Genomic DNA, 18,417 nt, shown 5'->3' with positions numbered 1-18,417 from the left:
TTGTTTAACTCGTCCCATTTTAACGGGACACTAATGAAGGCAGATATTAAATCACAGGGTATCATATTCCCCAATATTCTGCCACCGAATGAATTGGAGTATGTAATGGGCTCAGATACAAGCAACCGCTTCTATGAGACGCTTAAGCAATTGACTGATGGAAAAACGGATGAAAATCCAGAAGGCAAGGGACTGACCTATGCCCGCTATCGTGCTGTTGAGTTTTTGAAACCTGAATATCGTAGCAAGTATAAGAATGCTGTACATATTGGTCAGACATTGGCTGCCATTTACCGTGTTCATATGGTAAAGAGATTGGAGAGTAGTTTCTATGCTTTCAAAAAGTCGCTTCGAACACTTCTTCGTATTACAACTGATATGATTAAGATGTTCGATGAGGACAAGGTGATCATCGCCCCCGATTTGAAGGTGAAAGACCTGCAAGCAAAGAATATGGAACTTGATGAAATTATCGAGTATGCCATTGCAAAAGGATATGCAACTGAAGATATTCTCTTCCCAGCCAATGCTTTTAGTTCTGATTTTCTTGAAATGCTCCATCATGATCGTGAGATATTGGAGCAACTCAATGCAGATTGGGCGAAAGAGAATGATGATCCGAAGTTTGACAAGTTCCGAGAAAACCTTACTAATGTCTTTTTTGATACGACCATCAATCCATCTGGCAAATTGGTGTTGTTCTCTGAAAGTGTCGATACATTGAATTACTTATACGATAGATTGACAAAAGAGATAGGTCGCACAGATGTTTTGATGGTAACAGCAAGCAACCGCAACCGCTTGGGACAGACTATCAAAGAGAATTTTGATGCCAATTTTGACAGTAAGTCAATGAAGTACAACATCATTATTACTTCTGATGTATTGGCAGAAGGTGTGAACTTGCATCGTTCCAATGTAATTGTCAATTACGATTCGCCTTGGAATGCCACACGTTTAATGCAGCGTATAGGTCGTGTAAACCGTATCGGTTCTGTTGCTGCGAATATTTATAACTATATGTTCTACCCATCGCAACAGGGCGACAGGGAAATTCAACTCTATAAAAACGCTCTTGTTAAATTACAGGGTTTTCACTCTGCATTTGGCGAAGATGCTCAAATCTACTCAAAGGAAGAGATTGTAAAGGAGTTCCAAATGTTTGACAACAATGTAAAGGATAGTATCGATAAGAAAATTTCCCTATTGCGTGAAGTGCGTGAGCTCTACAACAGAGACCGTAAACTATATCACAAGATCAAGTCTTTGCCAATGAAGAGCAGAGTAATGCGTGATACGGGAAAGCATTGTGGAAAGTCAGTCATCTTTGTTTCTTCCAATGTCAAGACCGAGTTTTATCTGGCTACTCAAACTGGTATTGAAATTATTGACTTCCTAGAAGCAGTAAAGTATCTCAAAGCAAGGCCCGAAGAACAATCATCACAATTTACTAATGAGAAACAACACTACAAACATGTCAATAGCGCATTGGCTCAATATACAACCGATTATGTAGAGGCTGCAGATACATCATCTATCAATCGCACAGACCTTGACAAGACTTCACTTGAAGCTAATAAATTCCTGCGGACCATTAAGCAAATAACAACCGACTGTGAGCTGAAATCGAAATGCGATGTACTGATGGGATACATTAATGAGGGTATATATGCCCAACTTCCCCGCTATCTGAAGGCTTTATCACGAGAGTACAAAAACGACCGCTCTAAAATGAAGCAGGACGAATATAGCTTGCAAAACAAAATATCGGAATTACTTGGAGAATATCAGACAATGGACAAAGAACAACACCATGATGCCCAAGATATTTCTAATCCTCAAATCATTATATCAGAATCATTTAAGTAAATATTTTTATGACAGCTACATATACACCGGATATTTTGAGAAAACTATTCCAATCATCTTTCAATCTGACTCAGTGGTACACTTTCCTACAATATTTTTTCAATGCAACCGAATTGAAAGAAGAACCAGAAAGGATCATAGGAAGCACCTCTGATAATGGTTACTATTTGGGAAATATAGATACTACAGACAGTTATCGTATCGGTTTATTTCATTACAATATTACAAAAGGCTCTGTCGCAAACAGGCGTGTAGGGCTACGCAATCTTGTAAAGTCATTCATCAATCCGACTTGGGGTGAGTTTGATGCCGCATTGGTGGTATTTGATAGTGGCGACCATTGGCGTTTGTCATTTATTTGTGATATCAAGGGAGAAGCGACATCGCCTAAACGGTATACATACGTTTTTGGTAGTGATGATTTACTATACAGAACGCCTATTGAGCGTTTCAACTTCTTAAAGAAAAAAGGTATTTCATTTGAAAATTTGAAAACTGCATTCTCTGTTGAAGCTCTTTCTGATGAGTTCTTCGACAGATATCGTGAGCAATACGCCGACTTTATCCAATATATTACAGGCAAGCGTTTTGTTAAGGTGGGTAATAAGTGGGAAGAGAAAAGACTTAGTGAACCCAATGCTGCATTGATGGAAGCATTTGACTACAACGAAAAGAAAATCCGTGATTATGTAAAAAAATGATGGGACGAATCACCTTCCTTCATTTCTTGCAGCGCAAAGGTTGGATGTGTGGCGACCTCAACTATATGCAGAATCTATTTGAGAATTCTGCATATAAGGACGATTATCTCGATTCAGTTCTCGAACCACTGTTTTTTGGTATTTTGAATACCAAACCGTCTGAGCGTGAGTTATTGTTTGCTAATTACGATTGGGATAAATCTTTACTTACAGAATGGAAAGATATTCCATATCTCAATGGCGGATTGTTTGAACGTGATGAAGAAGATGAGCCCGAAAGCCGTTTCCCAGCCGATTACTTCAAACGCTTGTTCCAATTCTTCAGTGAATACAACTTTACCATTGACGAGAATGACCCCAACGATGCCGAAGTGGGAGTAGATCCAGAAATGTTGGGTAAAATATTTGAGAACCTACTCGAAGATAACAAGGATAAAGGTGCATTCTACACTCCCAAAGAGATTGTACGCTATATGTGCCAAGAATCGCTTATAGCCTACCTCGAAACAAATACAAGTGTAGCAAAAGATAAGATACGCCAATTTGTTCTTTCACCCGAAGAAGGTATTGCGGATATTTCAGAGAATAAAAAGCCGAAACTTCTCGCAGCACTCGAAGAGGTGAAGATTTGTGACCCCGCCATTGGTTCAGGAGCATTTCCAATGGGTTTGCTCAATGAACTGCTGCATTGCCGTGAAGTATTGAGCGGAGAGCATTACGACCGTGCCGAAATTAAGAAAAACATTATTCAAAATAATATCTATGGTGTAGATATAGAGAAAGGTGCAGTTGATATTGCCCGCTTACGTTTTTGGCTCTCCATCGTGGTAGATGAGGAGACTCCATCACCATTGCCCAATCTCGACTATAAGATTATGCAAGGCAACTCACTAATTGAGAGTTTTATGGGTGTGGATTTAAGTAAACTCACTTACGAAAAAGAATACAAGAAAGACAAAGGAGAGATTTCTCTCTTCGATGATGAAAAAAATCGCTTGCAAAAGACGGTATCGCATCTACTATCTTCGTACTACTCTTGTAGCGACCACGATAGAAAGGTGAAGTTACAACAAGAAATTTCCGATACTATCAACAAACAGTTGGAGGCACAGGCATACGACCCAACTATTCTTGCCAGACTCAAAGATATCAATCTTGCCGAGAATAACAAATTCTTTCTTTGGCACACTTGGTTTAGCGATGTTTTCAATCGTGATGATGATAAAAATGGTTTTGATATTGTAATTGGCAATCCTCCGTATATCGATTCTGAGACCATGACTTTATTAGGTCAAACAGACCTACGTGAATATATTGCCAAACATTATAAATTCATAAAAGGGAATTGGGATATATACATGGCTTTTCTTGAATGGGGATTAACTCTATCTAATGGATGCTTGTGCTATATCACTCCTGATAAATGGCTATCTAAACCATTTGGAAGTAAGTTCAGAGAACAATGTATGATCCCCCGTATGAAAACAATTCTACATACAGGGAATAAAACATTTGAAAGTGCAATGGTGGATGCCATAATAACTCTTTTTGTTCGTAATTCAGACAAAATAAGTGCATATAAATTTGATGGGAATAAAAATATAACACTTATGAATTCCGTTCCATCTAATTCAATTCCAAAACCATATTATATTGATTCTTTATTTAGTGAGAATAATTATTTAATCAGAAAAATGGAGGATAAAAGTATTATGCTTAGCACCATAGCAGAATGTGAGAATGCTTGTGCAACACACGATGCGTATGAATTATCTCCATATATCTATAATCTCACATTAAAATATAACTCTGCAGCACAATCGAAACTTGTTAATACTGGTACTATTGATAAATTTTCTAATAGATGGGGTATAAAGGATATTACCTATTTGGGGGCAAAATATATGAATCCAGTAGTTAATAAAAATGAGTTTTGCCGTAATTTTGGGAATTCATATGTACGAAAGGCTCTATCAAAGAAGTTGATTTTCAAAGGACTTAATCTTCTTGATGGTTTTATTGATTTAGAAGGTGAATATATCCCCGGTAAATCTACTTTAGTAATTTGTTCAGACAATACAGATAATTTAAAATTTTTGTGTGGAGTCTTAAATTCTAACTTGGCAATTTTCTACATAAAATCAAAATATGCTTCAAGTAGCTATTGTGGTGGTATAACCTTTTCTAAAGATATGATAAACAATTTTCCATTATCTTCAAATCCAGACTTTAAAGATGAGGTAGTTTCAATTGTTGATAAAATATTGGATTTAGGGTATTCTATAGATTTGAATAAACAATTAAACAAAATAATATATTCAAACTATAACTTGTCGTCTACAGAGATAAAAATCATTGAACAAAGTATCTAACTTTAGTAGCCTGCAAATCCGCAGGCTACAATAAATTCTCTCATATAAAATTATTGTTGAGTTTCTATAGCTTTTCGTAGCTCATCGCATACCTTCTTAAACATAGTATTGTCAAAAGGAGTTTTCACTATTTCCTTAGACATAAAGATATAAAATGGAAAATATTTATGTAAAACTTCTTTTATTATTTGTTCTATTTTTTGAGGCCTTTTATTTCGTGAAATATATTTGTAATATTGTTCAAGTATTTTTTTTAATCTGACATCCCGCAACTGAAAATAATTTGCGAATGCTATTAAAGTATCTAACTCTATTAGTATTAAAGGATATACTTTGATTTTGATATTGTTGTTTTTTAATTGTTGTTGAAATTCCTCATTTAATATATAATTCAATCCTGGAGCGCATAATGAACTATCATCGATCACTAGTATTGGATATATTCTAGGATTATTTGGTATACTAGAATCCCATTTAAATGTATTTCTTTCAATTTGTTTGATGTTGTATATCAGCTGACTAACCCCTTTGTTGGTTATCAGCTTTTTATGTAATTCGCTTTCTAGTAAATCATATTGTTTACTACTAATAACTTTATCGGGTATTTTAATATCTTTATTTTCGAATAACATGATATTATTACCATCACGACAATAGAAATCTGGTTCATGACCTACATCTATTATTAGTTTACAATCTTTATCGGATAATTTCAAACCATTATGTCTGTAAAGAGCATTTCTGGTATAATATTCAAACAGTGTTTGCTCTGAAAATTCTGTTGTAAAAATACTAAGTAGGCCTTGCCCTTTTAAATAAGTAGAAGTTCCAACAAAAGATTCGTTAATAGCCTTAAACTCAAAATAAATACTTTTGTATATATGATTTATGCAAAATAAAGGGCTTATTGGCAAATAAGTTCCATCATTCAATTCAATAAGAGGATGCGATTTGAAATAAGTATAATCCATATTGTTCTCTAAAGAAACAATAGTGTCTTCTTGAAAAGAATGTACTCGCAAAAATTTTTCGCCATCTCGTTGATTATTTAATATGATACGAGGAAAATTCCCATGCTTGTTTTGTAAAGGGAATAATATGAGTTGTATGGCATCATATAGATAGTGTTGCCAACTTTTTGCTCCATTATTTTCTAAAAATATAGAAAGGTGTTCTCTAAGTTTTGAATGTTCACAGTATCTAAAGAAGTGATAACCTTTAATAATCTGTAGCATTGCTATATATTCGGCTTTTAAGTTGGAACTATCAAAGTCATTTAATGTAGTGCATAAAATGGATTTAGCTAAACATAAGTTTGTTATCGCTCCTTTTGAGTCATACTCTAACGGAGCTTCCCAATGACCAATTAATTTGTTAATCAATAAAATTGCTTTGAACAAATATTGCTCTTGTAATACCTGCGGGGTATTTGACACAAAATCACCTATATTAATTGCAAAGGTCTGTCTTAGTAATTCTAATGCTGCAGTTTGCGATGTAATTATATATTTTCTAGGAATTATACTTGTAGTATCCTTATTGTCTTCTTGTATACGTTCATTTAGAAGATGATAACATTCATTTGCAAAGTTGAAGTTTTCTGCACAAAAAAACTCAGCACAATAGTCTTTAAAATCGCTGAACAGATCATCTGAATATATCAGTCGAATTGCAACACAAATAAGATTATGCCGATCAATATTTTTCAAATAATCAAATATTGCGAGTGGCTTATCGGCAAAAATCATTTCATAATCTATATATATTTTAGTTTCCATATAATTGTATTAAAAATATTAAAGCAAAATCACCATAATTATCTTATCTGTAATAAAATGTTAAGTATAAAATATTCCTATCACTGATTATTGCCGATACTGCTTTATGGCCCAAAGAATCTAAACTATGCAATCTATTCCGCTTCTTGTAGGCTACTAACTTACGGTAGAAAATTGCTTTTAAGCTCTCTGTATTTAATCAGTGTTTATTATTTGAGTACTCAAAGATAGAGATTTACCTACAGATAATGAAAGGTCAGAGAATTTATAATTAACTTTGTAACCATAATATTAGTCCTCCAATATTTAATTTATAAGTAGATTATGTCATTCAAGGCTAAAGTTTCTATAGATGCAAATGGTGTGAAAGAAGAACGTTCCGTACTATTTATACTGACTCTTCTACTTGGCCGAACTAAAAATAATATTGATATAGGGACCACTCAATCTAATATTGACGGATATATTGAGTTGCTTGATTCATCAAATAGAATCAGTGGTAAAATGACCGTTCAAGTAAAAACTGTATCTAAAAGAGATGAAGGACTTAATAAGTACCCTTGTCCTACTTCTTTATTTGCATATGCTGAAACAACAACTGATAATGTATTCCTTTTAGCAGTAGACCATTCTCAGGATAAAGTCTTATATAAACATATTTCGCCAAAACTTTTGAAAGAAAATCGTGACAAAGAACAACAAGAGACTATTACGTTGCATTTCAGCCCAAACGAGGAACTGCGTAAAGATAATATTGAGACTGTATTAAAAGATTGGTTAAGTGTATGCAGTAGCCGTGTATATTGTTTAACTCATGGTGAAGCCATTTTAGAGGAGAATGGCGAACTAAAATCATATCTCCTAGATATGCCTAAAATGGCAACAGATTTAAGACCCCATGATATTCAGGAGATCCAAAACTTTATAGATACATATAACAAATTATTGGAATCTGATTTCAAATACATTAAAAGCGTTCTTTTCCCTAATGTATGGAAACGTGGAATTGCAGTATATACATATTCAGATAGTTCATTAGAATATTCTCTATACAATGTAAATGTAGGAGAACTTGTCGCGCCAATAGTTCAAATGCCTAAGTGTTCAATTTTTGAGATTAAACACGAGCATGACTATGCCTCATTCTCCTGTACCGAAAATAAACTTAAAGAAAATCCTAATTTATATTCTATTTCTATCATTAAGAAGCATGTAGAGGACTTTATCAAAAAGCGGAAAATTATTCCACTATATGAGAGTTTTTTGGTAGAATATATTCATGAGTTTATTGAAGCAAATTGGAGACATCTACATTTAAAAAAGTATTCTGAATTAAATGTGTGCTCGTTGATTCAACACTTTCAATCAAAATACCCATACATTGACAAAATGCCAGTACACATAGTGTCTGGAGGGAAATCTTTATATGTAAATACTGTATATGATGCTATTAAGCTTTTATCCAAGATGGAGTACACGACCATACCATATCCATATCCTGCTAAAGGTTCTTATGGAAATACTGGAATGGTATATGATTTTTATTCTCCAACAACAGCGTTGGAGAAATCTCGAATAGTAATTATAAATACAATACGGGCATATCAGAATTTTATACAGTCAGAGTTCCCTTCATTAGCAAATGACCTTGATGCTTTTTATGGTGGAAATCTTATTTCTGTCTTGGTAGACTATTCTGATCCAGGACATAAATTTATATTTCACATTCATTATTTTAGACGCATAATACCATCTAATGAAAAGGTTGTTATAATTGAAGATATAAGTGATTCGAAAATGTTGAAAGAAAATAATTTATCTTCTGCACGGGATCTGTTTAGGAAAGAACCTGTAATATTCAATGGTCAAAAATTTTCTTGTTTCAGAGGAGGAGGGCTCAATGATATGACAATATTATTCGGAAAATATAATTGTTTAACCTATTTTTATGAGTTATTAGAAACTCATTTTAACGATTATTTTAGCCGATATGGCTGTATGTAATTACAAGAAAGACAAAAGTTCCACTCAAGATAGTATATAATTAGAAAAAATATTATCTTTGTATTTAAGATAAAGCGTTCTTGTTCAATAATGCAGAATAAGACAGATAAGGGAACTTTGCTCGTTTCTAAATCGTTACCTGTCAAGATTCTCAATTTCATAAATTGCTTGTTTTCAGAGAGGAATAGAAATTGTTATGCCTATAGGAGTGGAAGGTAATATTTTTATTTATACCGCACAAATCCGCAATCTCTTTTAAGTAAGAATTAAGTTTTTGATTGCTCAGCACAGGCAGCAACTGGCCTTTGGGGAGCTGACCTTCATATTTCTGGAGTATCGCCTGCGGTATCTTCAGCAGCGGTACGTTTACCGGAGTATCTGTCTTATGACGGTGCGTCATGATCCACGGCTTCCCATCAAACGAGATTCTGATGTCGCTTGCCTTCAGTTCTTTCACGTCCACATATGATAATCCCGTGTAACAGGAGAACAGGAACACGTCCCGTACCTGTTCCAGTCTTTTAGTCGGAAACTTCTTCTTCATTATCTTTTGCAGTTCCGCATCCGTCAGATAGCCTCTGTCCACACGTTTCAGTCTGATTTTATAATTTGAAAACGGGTCAGTATAAATCCAACCGTTGTTTTTGGCGATGATTACAATCATCTTGAACGTCTGCATGAATTTTGCCGTAGTATTCTCATTGCATTTGCTTTCCGTTCTCAGATAGTTCTCGAAGTCCGTAATGAACATGTGGCCGATTTCCTTCAGTGATATATCCGAAATATTGTATTTCACTTTCATAAATTCCTCCAGCCTCCGGTAGCAGCGGTCATACTTCGCGAGGGTGGCAGGCGTCTTGCTGATGCCGACCAGTTTTCTTGCATCCTCATTGTGTTTCTTGAAAAGTTCCAGCAGTGTTCTTTGTTTCGCCGTTATTCCCAAAAACGCATTGCGTATTTTTTCTACCGTTACGAATGACTCATGCACTTCAATATCCCGGTAGTGGTTTTTCAGCGAAGCACGGATGTCCTCCAATGTTTCATTCAACTGGCGGGCTTTCTGTGTATTTCCTTTCGCCTTGCCCAAAACTGTATCCCAGGCATCCGGCTTCACGCTCAGTTTAGAACTGAACTGTGAGATTTCACCATTAAGTGACAGACGAATCATAATACAAACTGTTCCGTCCTTGTTTACCTGATTTTTTCTTAGATAGAACAAAATCTTAAATGTACTCTTACTCATATCCTTTTTTAATTTATCTCCGTTACAGTGGGTGTAATGACTTCCCTCTGCAAAGGAATAATTAATAATTGGGTTACAAGCAGACATTTGAACGTCAATGAGCGACAAATCAAAGACTTACATCGAAAATAGTTACTATTTTTATAGGCTATTTCACTACTGTCCCGTAAAAGTGGATAAATAGTTCTTTGAAATTATTGAAATATAGTCAATTACGTGGTTTCTTGAGATGAAACGGACTTGATTTTGCAACTTTGCAGTCTAATACAAATGGCTGCTATGTTCCAAGACAAATACGTATTCTCTCAATTAACCGCTTTTCTGAACAGGACTCAGTTCAACAACTATGTTCGCAAGTATGATGGCAACCGGTATGTGAAACATTTCACTTGCTGGAATCAGATGCTTGCAATGATGTTTGGGCAACTGAGTAACCGTGAGAGCCTGCGAGACTTAATCGTTGCTTTCGAGGCGCATAGGGGCAAGCAATATCATCTTGGGTTAGGTCGTGAACCGATAGCCAAGACAACTCTTGCCACAGCCAACCAGAACCGCGATTACAGAATCTTCGAAGACTTTGCTTTCTATATGATGAAGGAAGCCTGCGAGAAGCGGACGACCAACATCCTTGACATTTCCGGAAAGAAATATGCGTTTGATTCAACAACGATTCCGTTATGTCTTGCAACATTCCCGTGGGCAAAGTTCCGAAGCAAGAAAGGAGGAGTGAAAGCTCATGTCTTATACGACATTGAAGCACAAGTTCCTGCCTTCTATACTGTAACCACTGCCTCAAAGCATGATTCTACAGCGATGTCTTCAATCCATTATGAACCAAATGCTTATTATATATTCGACAGGGCTTATGATTCTTTTAAAGAGCTCTATAGGATACATCTTACAGACTCTTTCTTTGTTGTCAGGGCCAAGACGAACTTAAAGTATAAGACAGTCAAATGGAAGCGGAGAATGCCAAAGAACATAATGACAGATGCAGAAGTGAAACTGACCGGTTATCTCTCCGGGAAGAAATATCCGGAGTCATTCAGACTCGTCCGATATTACGACGAAGAGGATGACCGTGAGTTCACTTTCTTGACGAATGCAAAACAACTTTCTGCACTGGATGTCGCCAATCTTTATAAGAAAAGATGGTTAATCGAGCTGTTCTTCAAATGGCTCAAGCAGCATCTCAAGATAAAGAAATTCTGGGGCACAACAGAGAACGCTGTTCGCATACAAATCAGTGTGGCTATTATCACGTACTGTCTTGTGGCTATTGTCCAACATGATATGAAGTTGAAACGTTCAACCTATGAAGTTTTGCAAATTCTCAGTATATCATTGACTGACAAAACCCACTTGCGTGACCTGTTCGACAAGACTAATTTCAATGATGTCAAAGATCTAAATGATCCCCTGATTCCGGGGCTTTTTGATTAATTGTTTAACTCGTCCCATTTTAACGGGACACTAATGAGGCTATTTTTTAGTAACGATTTAGTAACGGAACTTTGTCTGAAGTGGGCATTTGAATGTCTTTCGGTTGTCCACCGGATAAATAGAAAAAGTCCCGTAAAACGTTGATTTTACGGGACTTGTCTTAATTTGACTACCTAATGTCTTAGGTTTCAGCGGAGAGACAGGGATTCGAACCCCGGGTACCTCGCGGTACAACGGTTTTCAAGACCGCCGCAATCGACCACTCTGCCACCTCTCCAAAACTCCATTGGGGAGTGCCTCTGTTTTTCTAAGGCGGTGCAAAGGTACAAATCATTTTTAAAACTGCAAACATTCTGGCTGTTTTTTCATGAATAAATCGTACTTTTGTACGCGAAATAACAGGCTAACCCCCATGATATATCCACAGAACTTTGAACAAAAGATAGGTTTCGACCAGATCAGACAACTGTTGAAGGAGAAGTGCCTCAGTACTTTAGGGGAAGAAAGAGTCACTGAAATGACTTTCACTGACCAATTCAATGAGGTGAACGAACGACTGGAACAAACCGATGAATTTATACGTATCCTGCAGGAAGAGGATAACTTCCCTGCCCAATATTTCTTTGACGTACGTCCGGCTCTTCGCCGCATACGGGTGGAAGGCATGTATCTGGACGAACAGGAGCTGTTCGATTTGAGGCGGTCGTTGGAGACGATACGTGATATCGTACGCTTCCTGAAGGCTGGAGACGGTAGCAGGCAGGAAACGGAAGAAGAAAATATACCTTATCCCTGCTTGAACAGGTTGGCCGGCGATATTGATGTTTTTCCGCAAATCATTGCACGCATCAATGAAATCCTTTCTCCCTATGGTAAGATCAAGGATAATGCTTCACCTGAACTGGCTCGTATCAGGCGCGAACTGGCTTCTACGATGGGGAGTATTTCGCGGTCGCTGAACAGTATCTTGCGCAGTGCACAGAACGAGGGAGTGGTAGACAAAGACGTGACGCCAACTATGCGCGACGGGCGTCTGGTCATCCCTGTTGCGCCTGCCCTGAAGCGGAAAATCAGGGGAATTGTCCATGACGAGTCGGCCAGTGGAAAGACGGTGTTCATCGAACCGGCCGAAGTGGTGGAAGCCAATAATCGTATCCGCGAACTGGAAAGCGACGAACGTCGCGAAATCATCCGTATTCTGACGGACTTCTCCAATCGGATGCGACCACAGGTTCCCAGCGTATTGTTGTCATACGAGTTTCTGGCCGAAATAGACTTTATCCGTGCCAAGGCACTGTTTGCCATACAGACCTCGGCCTTGAAACCTGCCGTTGAAAACAGGCAGGTAATAGACTGGAGGCAGGCCGTACATCCATTATTGCAGTTGTCGCTGGCACGTCATGGTAAGAAGGTTGTGCCGTTGGATATCGAACTGGACGAACAGCGGCGTATCCTTATTATTTCCGGTCCGAATGCTGGAGGAAAGTCTGTCTGCCTGAAAACGGTGGGGCTGTTGCAGTATATGTTGCAATGTGGGTTGCCCGTACCGATGCACGAACGCAGCCATGTGGGTATTTTCGGTAGCATTTTCATTGATATTGGTGATGAACAGTCGATAGAAGACGACCTGAGTACCTATTCATCGCATCTGACGAACATGAAAATCATGATGAAGCAATGTGACAGCCGTAGTCTCATTCTTATCGATGAATTCGGTGGAGGAACGGAGCCGCAGATTGGTGGTGCCATTGCCGAAGCTGTGTTGAAGCGTTTTAATCAGAAGCGAACCTTCGGTGTCATCACGACTCATTATCAGAATCTGAAACACTTTGCCGAGAATCATGAAGGAGTCGTGAACGGAGCCATGCTTTACGACCGCCATCTGATGCAGGCGCTTTTTCAGTTACAGATAGGCAATCCGGGCAGTTCGTTTGCCGTCGAGATTGCCCGCAAGATAGGTTTGCCCGAAGATGTCATTGCCGACGCATCAGAAATAGTGGGCAGTGAATACATTCAGAGCGACAAATACCTGCAAGACATCGTGCGCGACAAACGCTATTGGGAGACCAAACGTCAGAACATCCGACAGCGTGAGAAGCAGATGGAAGAAACCATTGCCCGTTATCAGGCTGAAATGGAATCGTTGCAGAAAGAGCGGAAGGAAATATTGAAGAAAGCGCGTGAAGAAGCCGAGCACCTGATGCAGGAGGCCAATGCACGTATCGAGAATACCATACGAACGATCAAGGAGTCACAAGCCGAGAAGGAAAAGACACGTTTGGCGCGTCAGGAACTGACAGACTTCCGTGAAAATCTTGAGGAACAGACAAACCGCGAATTGGAGGAGAAGATAGCCCGCAAGATGGAGAAGTTGAAGGAGAAACAGAACCGTAAGAAGGAAAAGAAGAACCGACAAACGGAAACTCCCTCTCTTTCGCCTGAGGAACAGGCTGCCCGGCAAGCACGTCTGGAGGCCGAACGACTGAAAGCTATTGTGCCCGGTTGCTATGTACGCATCAAGGGGCAGACTGCGGTGGGTGAAGTAATGGAAATAGGTGGAAAAAGTGCAGTTGTGGCCTTTGGTAGTCTGAAGACCACTGTTCGTTTGGATCGTCTGGAGGTGACACAAGCACGTCCGCAAACATCATCGGGTAATGTCAAGGCAACTTTTGTCAGCAGTCAGACGCAGGACAGTATGTATGAGAAAAAGCTTGCTTTCAAACAGGATATTGATGTGCGTGGTATGCGTGGTGACGAGGCTTTGCAGGCGGTGACTTATTTTATTGATGATGCTATCTTGGTGGGGGTGTCGCGTGTGCGTATCTTGCATGGTACAGGTACGGGTATTCTTCGTACCCTTATTCGCCAGTATTTGCAGACTGTACCCGGGGTCCGTCATTTTCAGGACGAACATGTTCAATTTGGCGGGGCAGGCATTACAGTGGTAGATTTATCATAATCAAAATATCATAGAATAATCATTTAATCTATAAATCATTTACTCTGATGAAATCAATTAAAGAACTTTATCGTATTGGTACTGGACCTTCGAGCAGCCACACAATGGGACCGCGTAAAGCTGCCGAAATTTTTCTGCAACGGCATCCTGAGGCGGCTGCATTCAAAGTAACTCTCTACGGCAGTTTGGCTGCCACGGGTAAGGGGCATATGACTAACGTGGCTATTACAGATACTCTTCAACCTGCTGCGCCGGTGGAGATTATTTGGGAACCCAAGATTTTTCTTCCTTTCCATCCCAATGGTATGAAATTTGTTTCTTTGGATGCTGAAGGTAAGGAAACTGATACGTGGACTGTATTCAGTGTAGGTGGAGGAGCTTTAGCGGAAGAAAGTGATGGGGTAGCTTCGGTCAATACTCCTGATGTATATGAGATGAATCATTTGACTGAAATTCTGCACTGGTGTGAACGTACCGGCAAGAGTTACTGGGAATATGTGAAAGAATGTGAGGAAAGTGATATTTGGGACTATTTGGCTGAAGTGTGGGAAACGATGAAGGCCTCTGTCCGTCGCGGATTGGAGAATGAAGGAGTACTGCCTGGGCCACTGAACTTGCGTCGCAAGGCATCGACTTACTATATTCGTGCGCGAGGTTACAAAGCTTCACTCCAGAGTCGCGGGTTGGTCTTCGCCTACGCCTTGGCTGTGAGTGAGGAAAATGCTGCTGGAGGTACCATTGTAACGGCTCCTACCTGTGGTTCGTGTGGTGTAGTTCCTGCCGTGCTTTACCATCTCCAACAGAGTCGCGAGTTTTCCGACATTCGTATCATGCGCGCACTAGCTACAGCTGGTCTTATTGGTAACATCGTGAAACAAAATGCTTCTATTTCTGGAGCTGAAGCCGGATGTCAGGCCGAAGTGGGGACTGCTTGTTCTATGGCATCGGCTGCTGCGAACCAGTTGTTCGGTGGAAGTCCGGCACAGATTGAGTATGCTGCCGAAATGGGGTTGGAACATCATCTGGGTATGACGTGCGATCCTGTGTGTGGGCTGGTACAGATACCTTGTATCGAACGCAATGCTTATGCTGCTGCCCGTGCACTGGATGCAAACCTTTACTCTTCATTCACCGATGGTATGCATCGTGTGTCGTTCGATAAGGTGGTTGAGGTTATGAAGCAGACAGGCAACGATCTGCCTTCACTCTATAAGGAAACCAGTGAAGGCGGATTGGCTAAGGATTATAAACCTATGTGATAAATGATACATTTGGCTTTTTATTGATGCAATAAGGGCTTTGCGGTGACACTGCAAAGCCCTTATTTATATTATACATTGTTTCCTATTGTCGGCAGACGCATCAGTCGTCAATGTCTATTAGTTGTCCCTTTTTATTGAATTTCAGCGAAAGCCGGTTGCTCAGTTCTACCTCTATTTCCCCGCGGTCGCGTTCTATTTTGTGGTAGGTTACGCCAGGATATTGCTCGTTGACAAATCGTTGGATGTAGTCGGGAACGAGCGTTTTAGGCAGCTCGCTTCGTTTGCAATCTACTTCTTCCCAGTTCCCTTTTCCGTCAAATTCTATTTTTGTACGATCGGTCATCACTACTTCATACTTTTTCGACAGAAATTCACTTTCCACTTTAATATAAGAAATTTGACGGTTTTCGAAATATTGTTTCAGAAATGTCTGCGCTGCTACTGGCAGTTCCTTAGGATTCATGGTGATTACGTCGCGGGCCAAGCTGAATTGTACGGTCATTACCACCATCATCAGGAATATAATCATCTTTTTCATATGTTATTCTTCTTTTTATGGATTAATACTATTGTTTTTTCTCGTACTGCAAAGTAAGTAGGGCTTTTTGGAAAAAAATGGGAAAAACGGTCCAATACTTTTTGTTTTACATTATTTAACTAGTGAGAACACGTGCATACCTTCTTCCCAATGGTAGGTCAGATGAAGTGAGCAACTGGAAGCGATGGCTTCACTTATGGCCAGCCCCAAACCTGTAGATTCTTTTTTGCGGTCTACACTGTGGGCAAATCGTTTGAATAGCTGTGAGGAATCCAATGCTGCTGTTCCGCTGTTTTTTATCGTAAGTGAAGAAGCTGTTGTCGTTATTACGATCCGTCCGCCTTCAGGACTGTGTAACAGAGCATTTTTCACTAGATTAGTCACTAAAATATGGGCTAAGGAAGCATTGCAACGTATGATGAAAGGAGAATCTCCCTTGGCTTGTTCCAAGCTGATTTGTTTATGCTCGTATATCTCCATAAGGTCTGGTAGCACTTCCTCCAATAGTTCGTCAATGGATACGTTTTCTGTTTCGGTGTATTGTCCGTTTTCAATGCGTGACAATAATAACAGAGCTTTGTTTAGTTTGACAGCACGTCCCAATGTAGTATAAATTGCGTCAAGCTCTTTTAGTTGTTCCTCCGTCATATTTTCACTCTCGGCAAACAGTTCGAGTTTACCACGAGCTATGGCTAACGGGGTTTGGAGTTCGTGTGAAGCGTTTTCTATAAACTGTTTCTGTTCCTCGTATGCTTTATGGCTTCGATTGGCCATGTCGCAGGCCACTTCGCCTAACAGGCGGAATTCTCGTATATTAGTTGCATTGTCCAAAGGTGGAACTTCGGCTCCCGGGTGTAGGCGTTGTAGCCAATCTATGAGGCGGTTCATCGGACGGAATATTTTCTGTAAGATAAGTCGGGTACCAATGGCTGTACTGCATAGAAAAAGGGCAAACAATGCTATCAGATACCAGAACATGGCATTGACCATATCATCGCGTTCAAGAGTCGAAATCATCAGTTCCAACTCATAGAATTGCCCGTTGGGCATACGGAAGGCGGTGCGGTATACGCGCACTGGCTCGTGTTCGTCTTCGCTTTCTACATAGACCAATGAATCGTAGAACATGTCGCGGCAGTTTTCACCCTCTTTCACTGAAAGAGGATGGAAATAATAGAAGGACATCAGGTTGCCTTCCGTATTGAGGACACTCTCGTCGTAGAGGGCATTGTTGATGATAATTTGGGCATAGTTTTCCAGTGTATCGTCTGTTTCGTCCATCAGCTCATACATGATGGTGTAGTAAAACAATACCCCCCATACGGCCATTAGAACCAATAGCCATAAGGAAAGTTTACGATAGGTATAATGGAGCAGTTTCATACTTCAGATAATTTGTAGCCGAATCCGTAGACAGCTTTCACTTCAATTGTGGATCCGGCCTGTTTCAGTTTCTTGCGCAGGTTTTTCACCTGAGAGTAAATGAAATCCAGCGAATCGGCTTGATCGATATTGTCTCCCCAAACTGATTCGGCCAGGCTCATGCGGTTGATGACTCGGTTGGGATTGGCTACAAAATAATAGAGGAGGTCGAATTCCTTGCGGTTGAGTTGCAAGGGGATTCCGTCTATTTCAACTTGGCGTTTGTCAGGATAGAGGATGACGTTACCCATCTTCACGCTGGTATCACCATTATTTTGCCGACGGCGTATCAGTGATTTGATACGCGCGTTTAGTTCAGCAAGATGGAATGGCTTGGTCAGGTAATCGTCAGCTCCCAGTTCAAGCCCGTCTACTTTATCGTCCAACGAATCCTTGGCCGAGATGATAAGTACACTGTCACTGCGTCGCAGGCGTTTCAGTTCACGTAACAGGTCCAGACCACTTCCACCTGGCAACATAATGTCCAGTAGAATGCAGTCGTAATCATAGTCATTGATCTTGTCGAATGCGGAATGGTAATCTGCAGCAGTTTCGACAACAAATTTTTCTTTTAAGAGGGAGGTGCGGATCGTTTCACGCAAGTCCTGTTCGTCTTCTACTACTAATATTTTCATGTCAGCAAAACTATTGTGTAATACTGGAAAAAATCTGGAAAGAGCAAGACAAAGAAAAGAAAAAATAAGCCGTCGTCCAAGCAAAACCGAGAGAAATAGAAGAACTTTGAGGCAGAAAAGTGTTGTGCTGGGACGTAAAATAGACATGAAAAACAAAATATCTACAGAAATATGACAGTATTTTAAAAATT

The 18,417-nt window shown here is 39.5% G+C and carries 13 protein-coding genes and 1 tRNA gene; 8 read left to right on the top strand and 6 right to left on the bottom strand.

Annotated features, from left to right (window positions below):
- Positions 1 to 33: 33 nt before the first annotated feature.
- From BQ8005_RS04915 to BQ8005_RS04905, 3 genes are read left to right on the top strand one after another with little or no spacing between them, the layout of a single operon-like run.
- On the top strand, positions 34 to 1,869 hold the full coding sequence (locus BQ8005_RS04915) for a C-terminal helicase domain-containing protein (protein ID WP_234984000.1): 1,836 nt from the start codon (positions 34 to 36) through the stop codon (positions 1,867 to 1,869).
- Positions 1,870 to 1,877: 8 nt separating this feature from the next.
- Entirely contained in the window at positions 1,878 to 2,570 is a 693-nt protein-coding gene (locus tag BQ8005_RS04910; protein WP_234983999.1) for a hypothetical protein, read from the top strand.
- Positions 2,567 to 4,942: an Eco57I restriction-modification methylase domain-containing protein gene (locus BQ8005_RS04905; RefSeq protein ID WP_075317261.1), complete on the top strand. Its 2,376-nt coding sequence runs from the start codon at positions 2,567 to 2,569 to the stop codon at positions 4,940 to 4,942. Before BQ8005_RS04910 ends, BQ8005_RS04905 begins: the two co-directional genes overlap by 4 nt.
- Before the next feature lie 50 nt (positions 4,943 to 4,992).
- Here BQ8005_RS04905 and BQ8005_RS04900 read toward each other — a convergent pair whose 3' ends face one another.
- Positions 4,993 to 6,720: a hypothetical protein gene (locus BQ8005_RS04900; RefSeq protein WP_075317260.1), complete on the bottom strand. Its 1,728-nt coding sequence runs from the start codon at positions 6,718 to 6,720 to the stop codon at positions 4,993 to 4,995.
- A 324-nt stretch (positions 6,721 to 7,044) separates the two neighbouring features.
- Here BQ8005_RS04900 and BQ8005_RS04895 point away from each other — a divergent pair, with 324 nt between their 5' ends.
- Entirely contained in the window at positions 7,045 to 8,724 is a 1,680-nt protein-coding gene (locus BQ8005_RS04895; protein WP_075317259.1) for a DUF4365 domain-containing protein, read from the top strand.
- Between the two features lie 157 nt (positions 8,725 to 8,881).
- Here BQ8005_RS04895 and BQ8005_RS04890 read toward each other — a convergent pair whose 3' ends face one another.
- A complete protein-coding gene (locus tag BQ8005_RS04890) occupies positions 8,882 to 9,967 on the bottom strand; it encodes a site-specific integrase (protein ID WP_075317258.1) in 1,086 nt (361 codons plus the stop codon).
- A gap of 279 nt (positions 9,968 to 10,246) precedes the next feature.
- Here BQ8005_RS04890 and BQ8005_RS04885 point away from each other — a divergent pair, with 279 nt between their 5' ends.
- Positions 10,247 to 11,410 carry an IS4 family transposase gene (locus BQ8005_RS04885; protein ID WP_075318825.1) on the top strand — a complete coding sequence of 388 codons (1,164 nt, stop codon included), beginning with the start codon at positions 10,247 to 10,249 and terminating at the stop codon, positions 11,408 to 11,410.
- Positions 11,411 to 11,602: 192 nt separating this feature from the next.
- On the opposite strand, the gene BQ8005_RS04880 is transcribed toward BQ8005_RS04885, so the two are convergent.
- Positions 11,603 to 11,687 (bottom strand) — tRNA-Ser (locus tag BQ8005_RS04880).
- Positions 11,688 to 11,822: 135 nt separating this feature from the next.
- On the opposite strand from BQ8005_RS04880, the gene BQ8005_RS04875 reads away from it, so the two are divergent.
- Positions 11,823 to 14,369 carry an endonuclease MutS2 gene (locus tag BQ8005_RS04875; RefSeq protein WP_075317257.1) on the top strand — a complete coding sequence of 849 codons (2,547 nt, stop codon included), beginning with the start codon at positions 11,823 to 11,825 and terminating at the stop codon, positions 14,367 to 14,369.
- A gap of 47 nt (positions 14,370 to 14,416) precedes the next feature.
- Complete coding sequence (locus BQ8005_RS04870; protein WP_021846153.1) at positions 14,417 to 15,628, top strand: L-serine ammonia-lyase; 1,212 nt, start codon at positions 14,417 to 14,419, stop codon at positions 15,626 to 15,628.
- Positions 15,629 to 15,731: 103 nt separating this feature from the next.
- On the opposite strand, the gene BQ8005_RS04865 is transcribed toward BQ8005_RS04870, so the two are convergent.
- The 3 genes from BQ8005_RS04865 to BQ8005_RS04855 all read right to left on the bottom strand — a co-directional run bounded on the left by BQ8005_RS04865 (position 15,732) and on the right by BQ8005_RS04855 (position 18,226).
- Entirely contained in the window at positions 15,732 to 16,169 is a 438-nt protein-coding gene (locus BQ8005_RS04865; RefSeq protein ID WP_075317256.1) for a PepSY-like domain-containing protein, read from the bottom strand.
- 111 nt (positions 16,170 to 16,280) lie between these two features.
- Positions 16,281 to 17,552: a sensor histidine kinase gene (locus tag BQ8005_RS04860; RefSeq protein WP_075317255.1), complete on the bottom strand. Its 1,272-nt coding sequence runs from the start codon at positions 17,550 to 17,552 to the stop codon at positions 16,281 to 16,283.
- Entirely contained in the window at positions 17,549 to 18,226 is a 678-nt protein-coding gene (locus BQ8005_RS04855) for a response regulator transcription factor (protein ID WP_075317254.1), read from the bottom strand. The genes BQ8005_RS04860 and BQ8005_RS04855 overlap by 4 nt, the downstream gene beginning before the upstream one ends.
- Here BQ8005_RS04855 and BQ8005_RS17360 point away from each other — a divergent pair.
- A complete protein-coding gene (locus tag BQ8005_RS17360; protein WP_159436213.1) occupies positions 18,225 to 18,401 on the top strand; it encodes a hypothetical protein in 177 nt (58 codons plus the stop codon). The genes BQ8005_RS04855 and BQ8005_RS17360 overlap by 2 nt on opposite strands.
- The last annotated feature ends 16 nt before the right edge of the window (positions 18,402 to 18,417 follow it).

The organism is Bacteroides togonis, from assembly GCF_900130135.1.
In the GTDB taxonomy this organism is placed as follows: domain Bacteria; phylum Bacteroidota; class Bacteroidia; order Bacteroidales; family Bacteroidaceae; genus Bacteroides; species Bacteroides pullorum.
Note: the sequence above shows the minus strand (reverse complement) of the source record. Positions and strands in the feature narration are given on the sequence as shown.

Bases quoted from the DNA above. Each gene is read 5' to 3' on its own strand.
- BQ8005_RS04895 (WP_075317259.1), top strand. From the start codon at position 7,045: ATGTCATTCAAGGCTAAAGTTTCTATAGATGCAAATGGTGTGAAAGAA.
- BQ8005_RS04870 (WP_021846153.1), top strand. From the start codon at position 14,417: ATGAAATCAATTAAAGAACTTTATCGTATTGGTACTGGACCTTCGAGC.
- BQ8005_RS04910 (WP_234983999.1), top strand. From the start codon at position 1,878: ATGACAGCTACATATACACCGGATATTTTGAGAAAACTATTCCAATCA.
- BQ8005_RS04865 (WP_075317256.1), bottom strand. From the start codon at position 16,169: ATGAAAAAGATGATTATATTCCTGATGATGGTGGTAATGACCGTACAA.
- BQ8005_RS04890 (WP_075317258.1), bottom strand. From the start codon at position 9,967: ATGAGTAAGAGTACATTTAAGATTTTGTTCTATCTAAGAAAAAATCAG.
- BQ8005_RS17360 (WP_159436213.1), top strand. From the start codon at position 18,225: ATGTCAGCAAAACTATTGTGTAATACTGGAAAAAATCTGGAAAGAGCA.
- BQ8005_RS04900 (WP_075317260.1), bottom strand. From the start codon at position 6,720: ATGGAAACTAAAATATATATAGATTATGAAATGATTTTTGCCGATAAG.
- BQ8005_RS04885 (WP_075318825.1), top strand. From the start codon at position 10,247: ATGTTCCAAGACAAATACGTATTCTCTCAATTAACCGCTTTTCTGAAC.
- BQ8005_RS04905 (WP_075317261.1), top strand. From the start codon at position 2,567: ATGATGGGACGAATCACCTTCCTTCATTTCTTGCAGCGCAAAGGTTGG.
- BQ8005_RS04855 (WP_075317254.1), bottom strand. From the start codon at position 18,226: ATGAAAATATTAGTAGTAGAAGACGAACAGGACTTGCGTGAAACGATC.
- BQ8005_RS04860 (WP_075317255.1), bottom strand. From the start codon at position 17,552: ATGAAACTGCTCCATTATACCTATCGTAAACTTTCCTTATGGCTATTG.
- BQ8005_RS04875 (WP_075317257.1), top strand. From the start codon at position 11,823: ATGATATATCCACAGAACTTTGAACAAAAGATAGGTTTCGACCAGATC.
- BQ8005_RS04915 (WP_234984000.1), top strand. From the start codon at position 34: ATGAAGGCAGATATTAAATCACAGGGTATCATATTCCCCAATATTCTG.